The 13,514-nt window shown below is 37.2% G+C and carries 13 protein-coding genes and 1 pseudogene; 12 read left to right on the top strand and 2 right to left on the bottom strand.

Annotation, left to right across the window (positions count from 1 at the left end; translation table 11 throughout):
• Positions 1-167: 167 nt before the first annotated feature.
• Complete coding sequence (locus DTK66_RS10735) at positions 168-1,346, top strand: aminotransferase class I/II-fold pyridoxal phosphate-dependent enzyme (RefSeq protein WP_191668667.1); 1,179 nt, start codon at positions 168-170, stop codon at positions 1,344-1,346.
• A 188-nt stretch (positions 1,347-1,534) separates the two neighbouring features.
• Here DTK66_RS10735 and DTK66_RS11140 read toward each other — a convergent pair whose 3' ends face one another.
• Positions 1,535-1,660, bottom strand: coding sequence for a hypothetical protein (locus DTK66_RS11140; protein WP_003664033.1), 126 nt, complete (start codon positions 1,658-1,660; stop codon positions 1,535-1,537).
• A gap of 493 nt (positions 1,661-2,153) precedes the next feature.
• On the opposite strand from DTK66_RS11140, the gene DTK66_RS10730 reads away from it, so the two are divergent.
• From DTK66_RS10730 to DTK66_RS10715, 4 genes and pseudogenes are all read left to right on the top strand, one after another.
• Complete coding sequence (locus DTK66_RS10730; protein WP_191668666.1) at positions 2,154-3,005, top strand: MetQ/NlpA family ABC transporter substrate-binding protein; 852 nt, start codon at positions 2,154-2,156, stop codon at positions 3,003-3,005.
• A 333-nt stretch (positions 3,006-3,338) separates the two neighbouring features.
• On the top strand, positions 3,339-3,863 hold the full coding sequence (msrA, locus tag DTK66_RS10725) for a peptide-methionine (S)-S-oxide reductase MsrA (protein ID WP_191668665.1): 525 nt from the start codon (positions 3,339-3,341) through the stop codon (positions 3,861-3,863).
• Between the two features lie 305 nt (positions 3,864-4,168).
• Entirely contained in the window at positions 4,169-5,467 is a 1,299-nt protein-coding gene (gene serS, locus DTK66_RS10720; RefSeq protein ID WP_191668664.1) for a serine--tRNA ligase, read from the top strand.
• 147 nt (positions 5,468-5,614) lie between these two features.
• Positions 5,615-6,583 (top strand): annotated as a pseudogene (locus DTK66_RS10715) (L-lactate dehydrogenase).
• A 30-nt stretch (positions 6,584-6,613) separates the two neighbouring features.
• Here DTK66_RS10715 and DTK66_RS10710 read toward each other — a convergent pair.
• A complete protein-coding gene (locus DTK66_RS10710; RefSeq protein WP_153931442.1) occupies positions 6,614-7,321 on the bottom strand; it encodes a helix-turn-helix transcriptional regulator in 708 nt (235 codons plus the stop codon).
• A gap of 468 nt (positions 7,322-7,789) precedes the next feature.
• On the opposite strand from DTK66_RS10710, the gene DTK66_RS10705 reads away from it, so the two are divergent.
• The 7 genes from DTK66_RS10705 (at position 7,790) to DTK66_RS10675 (ending at position 13,480) form a co-directional block, all read left to right on the top strand.
• Positions 7,790-8,827: a PTS sugar transporter subunit IIC gene (locus DTK66_RS10705; RefSeq protein ID WP_253923281.1), complete on the top strand. Its 1,038-nt coding sequence runs from the start codon at positions 7,790-7,792 to the stop codon at positions 8,825-8,827.
• 42 nt (positions 8,828-8,869) lie between these two features.
• Entirely contained in the window at positions 8,870-9,532 is a 663-nt protein-coding gene (sdaAB, locus tag DTK66_RS10700) for an L-serine ammonia-lyase, iron-sulfur-dependent subunit beta (protein ID WP_191668663.1), read from the top strand.
• A 20-nt stretch (positions 9,533-9,552) separates the two neighbouring features.
• Positions 9,553-10,434, top strand: coding sequence for an L-serine ammonia-lyase, iron-sulfur-dependent, subunit alpha (sdaAA, locus tag DTK66_RS10695; protein ID WP_191668662.1), 882 nt, complete (start codon positions 9,553-9,555; stop codon positions 10,432-10,434).
• A gap of 4 nt (positions 10,435-10,438) precedes the next feature.
• A complete protein-coding gene (locus DTK66_RS10690) occupies positions 10,439-10,753 on the top strand; it encodes a metal-sulfur cluster assembly factor (protein ID WP_191668661.1) in 315 nt (104 codons plus the stop codon).
• A 195-nt stretch (positions 10,754-10,948) separates the two neighbouring features.
• Complete coding sequence (locus tag DTK66_RS10685; protein WP_153931446.1) at positions 10,949-11,836, top strand: exonuclease SbcC; 888 nt, start codon at positions 10,949-10,951, stop codon at positions 11,834-11,836.
• On the top strand, positions 11,826-12,863 hold the full coding sequence (locus DTK66_RS10680) for a hypothetical protein (RefSeq protein WP_191668660.1): 1,038 nt from the start codon (positions 11,826-11,828) through the stop codon (positions 12,861-12,863). The genes DTK66_RS10685 and DTK66_RS10680 overlap by 11 nt, the downstream gene beginning before the upstream one ends.
• 104 nt (positions 12,864-12,967) lie before the next feature.
• Positions 12,968-13,480, top strand: coding sequence for a hypothetical protein (locus tag DTK66_RS10675; protein WP_153931448.1), 513 nt, complete (start codon positions 12,968-12,970; stop codon positions 13,478-13,480).
• The last annotated feature ends 34 nt before the right edge of the window (positions 13,481-13,514 follow it).

Below are 13,514 nucleotides of genomic sequence, written 5' to 3'. Positions count from 1 at the left end.
AAGCATTTTTGATAAAATTATCCATGAAAGATGGTCCTTTCTTAAACGAACAGACGGGGTCCAGCCATCTTTCGTTTTTTTATTTTAAATTTTAAAACAAAATAAGCACCGATGATAGTTCATCAGTACTTAATATTGTAGAGCCTTAAAAGGAGACTTTAGAAAAAATGATTGAAATGAGTAATTATATGCGAAAAGTCTTAAAAGAGGTTCCAACACTAAAGGTATTTGATTTTTCACAGTATGTCTCAAAAATTCCCGGAATTATCAAATTCACGATTGGGGAGCCTGACTTTGATACACCAGAAAATGTAAAAGCAGCAGCAATTAAAAGCATTGAGCATAATCGGACCCATTATGCGCCACAACGCGGAGCTGCGGGACTTTTACAAGCAATTTCCACAACGTTAGCAAAGAAATACGACTTGCATTATGATCCGGCAACTGAAATCCTAGTCACCAATGGTGTTACGGAGGGAATTTCATCAGCAATTACAGCAGTAACTAACCCTGGAGACGTTATCCTTGTCCCTACACCGACTTTTTCTATCTATACCCCTGATGTGATGATTGCAGGTGGAACGCCAATTGAGGTTGATACCTCTAAGACAGGATTCAAATTAACTCCTGCCCTTCTCCAAGAATATCTGGATAAATACGGTGAACGGGTAAAGGCTGTTATTTTTGTTAACCCTTCTAATCCGACCGGGGTTGCTTATAGTCAGGCAGAAATGAATGATTTAGCTGCTTTGATTAAGGGCAAGCCGATCTTTGCAATTTGTGATGAAATTTACAGTGAATTAAATTATGATGGCGAATATTCAAGTATGGCAAAAGTGATTCCAGATCAGACAATTCTTGCTAATGGCTTATCAAAATCCTATGCAATGACTGGTTGGCGGATTGGTTACTTATGTGCACCGGCAAAAGTAACTGACCTCTTATTTAAAGTGCATGCTTTTGCTGTCACTGATATTGCGACCTTTGTACAGGATGCGGCAGAAGTGGCGTTGCGCGATGGTGATAAAGCCACTAAAGAGATGGATGCCCAATACGTTAAACGCCGTGACTATATGTATCAACGGCTTACAGCGATGGGCTTTAAGTGTACACAACCAATGGGGGCCTTTTATATCTTTGCTAAGATTCCGCCATTCCTCGATCAAGATGATAGTAAGTTGATTTACCAATTAGCAAATGAGGCCAAGGTTGCAGTTACTGCTGGTTCAAACTTTGGTAAGGGTGGCGAAGGATATCTTCGTTTTAGCTATGCGACAAGTCTTGACCAGATTAAGGAGGGGATGGATCGTCTCGCCCGATTCTGCACGGAAGCCCAAAATAAATAAAGTAAATAAAGTGATAAGCATCGAAGGGGGAAATAACCTTCTCGACAGGGCGGTTGGCTAAGCTAAAACGATGTTAGCGCGTCACGGGCTCGTACTTAACCTTACGCCTTTTAAAAACAGAAAAGAGACAGTGGTGTCCAAAAACATCACTGTCTCTTTAAAAATATAAGTGAATTGCTTCAAAAAAGTTATTCGCTCAGTTTTTTGGCGTCAGCATCAATCTTTGCAAAACCAGAACCATCCGGCTTCTTGCTGCCACGCTTTTCCATGGCTTTACGAGCCATTTCCTTACGTTCTTGCTTACTTAGTGCCATAAATAACTTCGCCTCTTTTTCTGAAACGCTTCAATCAATAACAGTTATTAACAAAGAAAAATAACTGTTATCATCATTATAGTTCAGTCTATCAAAAATGCAATAATCACAATTGTGTCTTATAAAATTCATAGCAACAGGTTGACTTTTGGATTAAATATCGTTAGTATAATTAAAAGTAAATTAAAATATCGTTAGAAAAGATGAGTAGTTGTTTTACGACCAATACAGAGAGTCATGGTAGCTGAGAGATGGCAGGAAACGAAATAATGAAGATGGTCTTTAGTTAATTGAGAGGATGAGCTTAGTTTAAAAGTAAATTCTCTACGGGGTAGCAGCCGTTATCCATGCTTCTAATTTCAAGGTGAGATTAGAGTTGAGGGTACTTTTTGTACTAAAGACAGGGTGGTAACGCGTTATTAACGTCCCTAAGAGCACGGTGCAGTGTTCTTAGGGACGTTTTTCTTTTCTAGCATAAGGAGGATTAAATAGAATGAAACGAAAGAAAAGGACAGGGTTAATTATTTCAATTATTTTAGCGATTATTGTAGTGGTTGGAATTGGTGGAATCGTCCACCAACGTTTTAGTAAAGCTTCAACCACGACTGTTCGTTTAGGATTAGTGGGGACAGATTCAGAGCCGGTCTGGGATAATGTTCGAAAAAGGTTAAAAAAACAGGGAATTAATATTGAGTATGTCATTTTCAATGATTACGTTCAACCAGACGTTGCCTTAAAGGAAGGTAAAATCGATATGCACTCATGTTTGACGCGTTATTACTTTGAATCATATAACAAGGAACAGAACGCGCATTTAACCTCAATTGGCAATACGGTTATTTCGCCATTAGGAGTTTATTCCCAAAAGTATCAGAAAATTCAAGATCTTCCTGAGGGGGCAACCATTGCAATTCCTAATGAACCAACAACGCTTGGGCGAGGGTTGAATGTCTTGCAGTCAGCTGGCTTGATTAAAGTGAAAAAAGGAAGCGGTATTAAGCCGTCTTTAAAAGATATTGTAAGTAACCCGAAGAATTTACAATTTAAGGAGGTTGATCCTGCAACAGCTGCCCGCGCATTAAATTCAGTTGACGCCTCAATTATAAATGGTAATTATGCAGTAGCAGCCAAGCTCAATCCGAAGAAGGATTCGATTTACCTCGAACCAATTAATCAAGCTGCCAAACCTTATGTTAATATTATTGCGGTTCAAGCAAAGAATAAGGATAATAAGGTATATAAAAAGATTGTTGCTGCCTACCAGACGGAGCAAACTGAGAAAGTTATTAACAAGACTTATAAAGGTGCACAAGAAGCAGCTTGGCCAATCTATGGTCGCAATTAAGAAAGGATGTAATTAATATGAGTTTAGATACAGCGATATTTGCAGAACGAATAGATATACTAAGACAGAATGAAAAAATATAGTCGAAGCGAATAAAGAAACTAAATTGCTATCTAGACAATTAAAACATCATAGATAAGCTAATTTAAATTGATATTTTGGATTATAATTAAGTAATAATTTAGAGAAATTTTGTGAATTGAATGACTTTCCCATGGGAAAATCATGGGAAAAATATTCTAGATTTCTCGATATTTCTCATTAAATCTCGGTATTTAGTCCAAAAACATAACGTCTATAAACGCTGACAAATCAAGGAAAGGATTGATATATATGAGTTTAGATACAGCAATTTTTGCCGGTGGATGTTTCTGGTGCATGGTCAGACCTTTTGACACTTACCCTGGTATTGAGAAAGTTGAATCAGGGTATACCGGTGGTCATGTCGCTAATCCAACCTATGAGCAAGTTTGTTCAGGAACAACGGGGCATACTGAAGCGGTAAAGATCACCTTTGACCCCAGTAAAGTATCTTATAAAGACCTTGTGGAAATCTACTGGCACCAAACAGATCCAACTGATGCGAGCGGTCAGTTCCAAGACCGTGGTGATAATTATCGACCAGTAATTTTTGTTAAGGATGATAATCAGCGCCAAATTGCGGAAGCATCTAAAAAAGCGCTCCAAGAAAGTGGTCAATTTGGGGATGATAAAATCGTAACAGCAATTGAAGATGCTCAACCGTTCTATCTCGCGGAAGATTATCATCAGGATTTTTATAAGAAAAATCCGCAACGTTTTGCCTTAGAAGAAGCTGGTGGACGCCAACAATTTATTGAAAGGCATTGGAGTAGATAATAATTTTTTATTTAAATAAAAAATTATTATTGAAAAAGGAAAACATTTATTATACAATGTAATCGTAAATAAGAAACACGAAAGCATTTCAAGTAGATTGTACAGAGAGCTAACGGATGGTGTGAGTTAGTGATCGAAACTCCGATGCTATGAATGTGGGCGGGTAATTCCGCACGGTGGTAACCGTTATCTACTAAGAGAGTGGTAAATTATAATTTGCCAAACTTGGGTGGTACCGCGGAACAAGAGCCATTTCGTCCCAAAATTTTAAGGACGAAATGGCTCTTTTATGTAGGAGGTATTTTATGTTAGACATTAAGAAGATTCGTAAGGACCCAGGTTTCTTTAAGGAAAAATTAGCTACACGGGGAGTAAAAACTGAAGAAATTGATGAAGTGCTTAGTTTAGATGCGATTAGACGTGAATTATTACAACAAACTGAAACGTTAAAAGCAAAGCGAAACGAAGCATCAGATCTAATTGGAAATGCTAAAAAAGAAAATAAAGATGCAACTGAAGCTATTGCAAAAGTTCGGGAAATTAATAATGAAATTAAAGAGTTAGATGAAAAATTAACTCAAAATGAAACCGAATTTCATGATAAAATGTCTCGCCTACCAAACATTCCACATGAAGGAGTTCCTGTAAGTTTAACAGAAGATGGGGCAACTGAGTTACGAAAAGTTGGTAAGATTCGTAAATTTGATTTTGAACCAAAGCACCATTGGGAAATTGGCGAAGACCTTGGCATTTTAGACTTTGACCGTGCCGCAAAAGTTTCTGGAGCTCGGTTTGTATATTACTTAGGCATGGGGGCACAATTAGAACGAGCAGTCTATAACTTTATGTTAGATGAACACATGAAAGATGGCTATACGGAGGTTTTACCACCGTATATTGTTAAGGCTTCAGCAATGTATGGTACGGGACAATATCCAAAATTCCGTGAAAGTGTCTATCGGGTAAACGGGGAAGATATGACCTTAATCCCAACTGCCGAAGTTCCGTTGACAAACTACTACTCGGGGGAGGTTATCCCTGCAAAAGAGTTACCTGTATATGTAACAGCACTGACCCCATGCTATCGTTCTGAAGCGGGAGCAGCTGGGCGTGATACTCGTGGTTTGATTCGAATGCATCAATTTAACAAGGTTGAGATGGTTAAATATACTCGTCCAGAAGATTCGTGGGACGAACTTGAGAAAATGACTGCTAATGGTGAGAATATCTTAAAGAAACTTGATATCCCTTACCACGTAATTACATTAACTACTGGGGATATGAGTTTTACTGCATCAATGACTCATGATATTGAATTGTGGATGCCAGCTCAGGACAAATATCGTGAAGTATCGAGTTGTTCAAACTGTCTTGATTTTCAAGCACGGCGAATGCATACACAGTTCAGAGATGAAAATGGTAAATTGCAATATGTTCATACATTGAATGGGTCGGGGCTTGCAGTTGGACGGACAGTTGCGGCTATTCTTGAAAACTATCAAAATGAAGATGGATCGGTCACTATTCCAGACGTATTAGTACCATATATGCATGGAATAACTAAGATTACCAAGGATAATGCAGTTCCGTTTCGTAACAAATAATTAGAAATTTTTGAAACAATCTACGTAAAAAGTCTAGTCTATATGACTAGGCTTTTTTTGATAAAAAAATATTATCGTGACATTTTTTTATCAAACTGTTATAGTTGTATTTGTATTTTAGAAAACAGAAATTTTGGAGGGATAAAGATGTATGATGATCACCAAAAGGTAGTACTAATTGGTGACGGTGCAGTTGGTTCTGCATATGCATATGCAGCGATTAATCAAGGAATGACAGGAGAATTAGCAATAATTAACCACACTAAAGAAAAAGCAATAGGGGATGTAATGGATTTAGAAGATGCTACACCCTACCTCAGTTCTCTTAAGATTTACGCTGCTGATTATGAGACATGTTATAACGCTGATATTGTGGTTATATGTGCTGGAGCTCCGCAGAAACCTGGAGAAACTAGACTACAATTAGTAACAAAAAATCTTAAAATAATAAAAGAAATTACAAAGAAAGTTGTATCGAGCGGTTTTGATGGGATCTTTATAGTTGCAGCTAATCCAGTTGATATTATGTCTTATGCAGTATTAAAATAATCTGGATTTGCTAGTGAACAAGTAATCGGTACAGGAACATCGCTAGATACCGCAAGATTAAAAATAGCATTAGCTAAAATGTTTAACGTTAATGCGCAGAGTATTAATATAAATGTTTTGGCAGAACACGGCGATTCAGAATTTGCTGCGTTTTCATCTGCCGATATTGGCGGGATTCCTCTATTAAATCTTATTTTCCAAGAGGGATACACATTAAAGGACTTAGCTAATGTTGAAAAGTCTGTTCGTAATAAGGCATATCAAATTATAGATTATAAAGGGGCAACTTTTTATGGAGTTGCAACTGCAATAATGCGCATTGCTACGGCTATTTTACGTGATGAGGGTAGCGTTATTACGGTTGGTTGTTATTTAGATGGTCAATATGGTTATGATGATGTTTATATTGGTACTCCGGCCGTTGTTGGGGCCGGTGGCATACAAGAAGTAATCGAATTACCATTAAACATTGTTGAGAAACAGGCAATGGCAAGTTCGGTTGAAACCTTAAAAAAGACAACAAGAGATTCGATGATAAAAGCAGGGATGATTAATTATCTATTATAAAAAGATTCCGTCAAATATGGCGGAATCTTTTTAGTGAGAATTTTTTACTTTATTTAAATATCGGTAAATTGTTGGGACAGAACTATCAAGGTATTCTGCAATTACTCTAATAGAATCTTTGAGTAAGAAGTATCCTTCCTCATATAACTCATTAATAAGTTCTATTTTTTGTTCTTGTTGGAAGTAGTTTGCAGTAATGTTTAGTTCCTGTTCTTTCTTTTTTACTGCATTTTTTGCAAGTGAGGTAACGGAGTTATTAAAGTTTTCAGAAATAGTTTTTTGTTGACTAGCTGGTTCTACATCTGTTTTACTTTCATAATCTCCGATTGGAGTAGTGTTAACTTCAAACATTTTTCTAAATGTATCAATTTGTTCATTTAGCTTTTCTAAAGGTTCTTGATTAATGTTAATGCAAAGCATTCCCACAACTTTTTTCTGTTTTCTTATAAAAAAAGTGGATGCTCTAATATGTGGATGTAACTTGGATTTGCCAGAGTAATTTGCGATGTAGTTTGTTTTATCATCTATGCCGTCTTTCATTATCTTTAGAACAAAATTTGAAGCAGGGTCCCCAATCTTTCTATTGGTAATAGTGGGATTTTTGATATAAACAACAGCATGATCTAAGTCAGTAACATCATTGAGAACCACTTCACTGGTTGGTCCCAGAATATCAGCAATAAAATTTGCTAGAGGAATATATTTCTTTATGTAGTCTTTTATTTTTTCGTTTGGCATATTTAAATCCCCTTTGGAAAAATGTTTTTATAATACCCCCCTCCCAAAAATCTGGGGGGGGGGGCACAGCCCGTTCTGTTCGTAAAAATATTTTAATACTTAAAATTTGATTATTATAATGTTACTCACATTCTATCCTTTTTTGAGAATTAAATCAATTTTCAAAATAAAAAATTATCATTTGAATAATTAACAATAGACACTATATTTATGAGATTGGGTAAATGTTAACAAAATAATTTTAATCTTATTTTAGAAATAACATGAATATAAAACCCAGTAGTAGCAAAAGATGCAGCTGTTGTAACGGCAAAAATAAGTTTGTTTCATAATAATAAATTATTATTATAGCGTTTACAAGTTTGAAGCAACACGATATACTATTATTGTAATAATAATTTATTATCAATCCGGATTAAGACGTCACCGATAATCAATTATTAATAAAAAATAAAGAAGGTTAAGCATATGTTATCTATTCTTATAGGTGTTGTAATGCTCTTCTTGGTTATTGCTGCGATGAGTTTATTTACATTTAAAGCTCCTCACGGTAAGCAATCAGTAAGTGCATTGTCAGGAGCCGCATGTGCCACGTTCTTACCACAAGCGTTTCTAAGTTACGCGATTGGTGAGGTCTTCCATGTTCAATTTGCTGAACAAGTTGGTAATGTCATGGGATCAATGGGTGGCTTAGCTGCTGGTGCATTAGTGCCATTAGCATTCGGTATTAGTCCTGTGTTTTCTATGATTATCGGAATCTCTTTAATCAAGTTTAAGTTACTTCCTGCATTTATTGCTGCATATTTAATTTCTTTCCTTGTTAAAGAGATTGAAAAACGTGTTACTGGTGGTCTGGATTTAATTGTCGTTATCTTAATTGCACCATTATTAGCAAATGGAATTGCTATGTTAATTCAACCAGGTGTTATGGCTATTTTGCAAGTAATAGGTGGCTCAATTAAGCAAGCAGAGACAGCAAATCCTTGGGTAATGGGTGCAATCCTTGGTGGAATTATTCCGTTAGTTGGTATGACACCACTGTCCTCAATGGTCCTAACGAGTCTAATCAATCTTCTTGGTGTTCCAATGGCAATTGGGGCCCTAGGATGTACAGGAAACTCGTTCTTAAACTTTTCATTCTTCCGATTAATGAAGTTTGGAGATAAGGCAACAACGATTGCTGTAACTATTGAACCATTAACGCAATTAGATATTATTTCTGCCAATCCAATTCCGATTTTTGTTACGAATTTATTTGCTGGTGCAGTAAACGGAATTATTGTCACAGCGTTTGGATTAGTAGTTCGCGTTACAGGGATGGCAACTCCATGGGCTGGACTTATTGTTGTATTCGGGATGAACCCATGGCTCAAGACACTAGAAGCAGTAATTTTAATTTTAATTAACAGTACGCTATGGGCCTACATTGGTCACTGGGTATTTAAGAACTTCAAGATCCATACCGTTTCTGAAATTCGAAAAGGCGACATTGTTAAAGAAAGATAGTAATTCTTGTTTCCAAATTTGACAAGAAAAGGGGAATCTACAATGAGTGGAAATTATAGAAGTGTTTTTGATATTATCGGACCTATTATGATTGGCCCTTCTAGTTCACATACTGCTGGAGCTGTTGCAATTGGTCAAGCAGCAAATAAACTTTTTGGTGGCGTACCCAAAAAAGTTACTGTTCATTATTACGGTTCATTTGCGCAAACACACCGCGGGCATGGCACTGATTATGCAATAGCAGCTGGGGTAATGGGCTTTGCTACAGATGATCCACGTGTACCGACTGCTCCTGAAATTGCGCGTGATAATGGCATTGATATTCGCTTTGTGGAAGAATCAGGCGAAAGTCCAATTAACCACCCTAATACAGCAGTTTTAGAGATGTCTGCTCCAGGGAAGAAAGTCCGAATTTCAGGATGTTCTATCGGTGGTGGTGCAATCGAAATTCGGGACTTTGTATTAGACGGGGTTGAAGTGCAGCCATCTGGTCCGCTTCCAATCATTATCTATGTGGATAAAGAAAAGAAGCATGAAAATGCTCTTCCGGTTACTGCTGAACTTGAAAAAGTTGCGCCGTTCAATCGTAAGCAAGTATTGCAAGGGGAAAATTGTGATATTTATGAATACGATATAAAAAACTATATGCGTGATGAAGTGATTAAAGATCTGCAAAATAAATTTGAAAATATTATTTGTTTATAGGTTAAAGAGGAGTGTTCATTATGTATGATAGTATAAAAGAAATCGTTGATGATTCTATGAAATCTGGCAAGCCTATTTCTGAATTGATAATTGAACAAGAGTGTAAAAGTTCTGGTAACCCACGGCAAGAAGTATGGGATAAAATGAAGCGGAATTTAGAAACGATGCGTGCTGCCGTAAAGAAAGGTTCAGAAGGTCAAGGTGTATTCTCGAAAACGGGGCTAACTGGTGGGGAAGCCGTAAAGATTAAAGATTATCGGCAAAATAAACGTTCCCTTTCTGGAGATGCAATGATGGAGGCTGTTCAGGATGCGATTTCAACAAATGAAGTAAATGCTTCAATGGGGATTGTTTGCGCTACCCCTACTGCCGGTTCAGCTGGAACGCTACCAGGGATTATCTTTATGCTTGAAAAACGATTGGAATTAGGTGAAGAACAGATGGTTCGTTTCTTGTTCACAGCTGGTGGATTAGGGATGGTTATCGCTAATCATGCTGGAATTGCCGGGGCAACTGGTGGCTGCCAAGCAGAAGTTGGTAGTGCATCAGCAATGGGTGCTGCTGCAGCTGTTGAGGTAGCCGGTGGTAATGCTGAGCAAAGTTCACAAGCGCTTGCAATGGCAATTGCTAATTTGTTAGGATTGGTTTGTGATCCGATTGCAGGACTAGTAGAAGTTCCGTGTGTTAAGCGAAACGCGATTGGTGCAGGCAATGCCTTGATTTCAGCTGATATGGCATTAGCAGGCTGTGTAAGTAAAATTCCAGCAGATGAGTGTATTGAAGCATTAGATAAAGTCGGTCATGGATTGCCTGAATCGCTTCGTGAAACAGGAATTGGTGGTCTTGCCGGCACACCGACTGGTCAAGCAATTCGTGCAAAAATTTTTGGAGATAAAGCTTAAAAAGATGAGAGACAAACAATTAATTAAAGACGACATCGTACAGCAATTATCGACAGTCATTGACCCCGAATTGCACATTGATATTGTTAATCTTGGCTTGGTCTATACAATCGACTTAGATAATGATGGAATCTGTTTAATTGAGATGACGTTAACAACGATGGGCTGTCCGTTGACTAATGTCTTAGCTGACATGGTGGTTAAGGCAGTTAAAAAAGTTCCTGAAGTTGAAAACGTTGATGTTGAATTTGTCTGGGAACCAGCATGGACAATTGATCGAATGAGCCGATTTGCAAAACTAACCTTGGGTGTTCATTGATGTTATTTTAGGTAAAGGGAAATTAAAAGAAAAGCTTTTCAGAATTATTATTTAGTTCTGAAAAGCTTTTTTACGTGATTAGTTGGAATATTAGCGTAAAAATCTAAAGTTTTTGAAAAAAATTTAAAAATAGTGGAAAAAGGACAGTAAAATTATTTATTATTATAGGTAGTTATTTAGACAAGGAGCATGCTTATGGCGAGTGTAGAAACTAACAGTGATTCACTTGATGTTACTCAAGTCATCAACCAACAGATTATAACGAAGATAAAGTATTTACGGCGCTTTAACGATGCAATTTCCAATCACCGCGATCGTGAAATTTATCAATTATTGGATAATCAACGTTATGCAAAAGAGATTGAGCATCGTGAGCAGCAACCAAATGACAAGGGTGTCATGAATTTAGTCGATGATTTAGCAGATCAGCTAAGTAATTATCTTAGTGAAAACTTAATCAAGTATCTTGGAAAGACTTATCCATTTTTCTACTATGAAGAATATCAGACAGGTCATTATCGGATATACTTTGGTAATTGGTGGGACCGTCGTCAGTTTGGGGAATTAGATGTTTTAAATGTTCGCTTCTCTTTTGATGAGACTGAATATGAGAAATTACGGACTGCATTTGAACTTTCCCGTGACAATAAACGATACAATAGTGAACGAATCAACAAAATTTCCAGTGAAAATGACCGGCTCCAAGACTTAATTGATCATCAGCGTGAACGTGAGGAACAAAAAGAGGCTCTTCAAGAGGAATTAAAGGATATTAGTTCACGGTCTGGTATTTGGGAATCAAGCCGCAATAAAGAGAGTCGGCAAGAACTCGTTGAAAAATTACAAAAACTAGAAGATCAAGAAGAAGAATCCCGCAATGCTGCTCAGACAATCAAAGATAATGAACGGGTCGTGTTGTCCTTATCAAAAGAAAATACTATTTTGAGTTATGAACAAAAGAGTATTATTGATACATTTGGTAGTTTTGAAGACTTTGAATTGGCAAACCGCAACTTATATGCCAATTACTTGGCCAGTTTAAATGGCGAAGACGGAAAGCAGGTGGACAACGATGAGCAATAATCGAATTGTAACGTCGCCTAGCGAACGTGTTCAAGCGTTGTCTGACTCCTTTAAAGATGTCCTTAATCTTGGTCAGCGTTACGTGGAATTACTAGACCAGTTAGCGCAAACTAAAGATGCTAAGAACTTATTGTCTGCAACAACTAAATTAGCAAAGATGGACTTAGCTAATGCTTTTGTTGATTTTCCGCCACATTATAAAGCTGCCGATTATTATTTGATTTTTATGGATCGTTTATTAAAGATGCATGGTGATACGACTGTTAATGTTACCGAGAGTGAACCAGACCATGAATTTGAAGCAACCGTTGCATCAATCGGTGATGAAGCAATTTTTAAATTTGTAATTGATAGTCGTGGTGAAGCAGCTTTTACTGAGCAGAGCCAACATGAGCCGCTATTTTATCTTAGTTTAGAAGATAAATTAATGCAGTTTAATAACCGAGCGCTTGTTAACTACTTTATTGTGTATGCATTAAAACAACATACTGACCTTGAACTAAGAGAAGCGGTTAAGCCAATGATTGCTTTTGCCAAATACTTACAAAAGGACTTAGATTTTACAATTGACTTAGGGATCCTTGCAACAGAAAATGACCGTCGCTTTATGTTAGATAAGCCAGAGTTGCCGTTAACGGTGATTGATCGGTTGTTTGTTGCGACTGCCGATCAAGACTACATGCTAATGAATTTACCACGTAATAATGGTGCTGAACTCTTACTTGATCGTGGAATTAAACTTGATATTGCTTTTGATCCTGATGACTATAGTCAGGAGTGGGCCTTTTTAGTGAAGGATCCTGACGCTCAAGTTTCATTCTTTGATGTCCTGCTTCATTATGAATTAGTGCGTAAGTGGTATTTAGATGATCGAGCCTCACTTGCTGTTAGAAGTAATCATATGGAGATTGCAGATGATGATACTCAGCAGTTTGCGGACGTTGAGGCAGCTGCACCTGCGTTAGATCAAGATGAATCTACCGAATCAGATACTGCAGATGAGGATTCAACAGCAAAAGAGAAGTAATGAGATTTTAAGAGTGTAAAGCTACATAATAGTAGATGACAAGGAGCAGGAAGACAGAGTAGCAGTTAGAGTGTCTTCCCTGCTCCTTATTTAGGAGGTAAATAATGCTTGATATTACAAAAATGCTCCATCAAATTATTGATTTAGAATTGCAAATTGATCAAGAAAAAGAACTAATGATTGGTCCTGAAACGCGGAAACAGACAATCTTTGTTGATCTTGACCTAGCATTATCAGATATGGCAGAAGCAGCAGGGTGGTATAAGGTTGTTGTGCCAGAACAAATAGATAAAGAGAAACTATTGGCGACTTATGTTCGCTCACTAGCATTAATCTTATTATTTAGTGCTAAAATGCAATGGACACACTTAGTTGTTCTTGATGAGGAGAACTGGCAGCGAATTACAACCGCTAAAAAATCAACAAAACTAACAGATCTAAATAAATCATACCTAGCAATAAAACATTTTCTAAGTAATGCTTATTTTAACCATCAACAAGAAAGCTATCGACATGCATGGCATTTATTATTAAAAGTAGGAATCGTTGATTGGCAATTGCCACCAGCACAAATCGCAACTGCTTATCAGCAAATGATTGCAGAGTACGGCAAATAAAAAAGACGTCAAGGAAGGCTATAATGCCCTCTGA

It is taken from the genome of Limosilactobacillus walteri (assembly GCF_014830205.1).
Classification (GTDB): domain Bacteria; phylum Bacillota; class Bacilli; order Lactobacillales; family Lactobacillaceae; genus Limosilactobacillus; species Limosilactobacillus walteri.
Note: the sequence above shows the minus strand (reverse complement) of the source record. Positions and strands in the feature narration are given on the sequence as shown.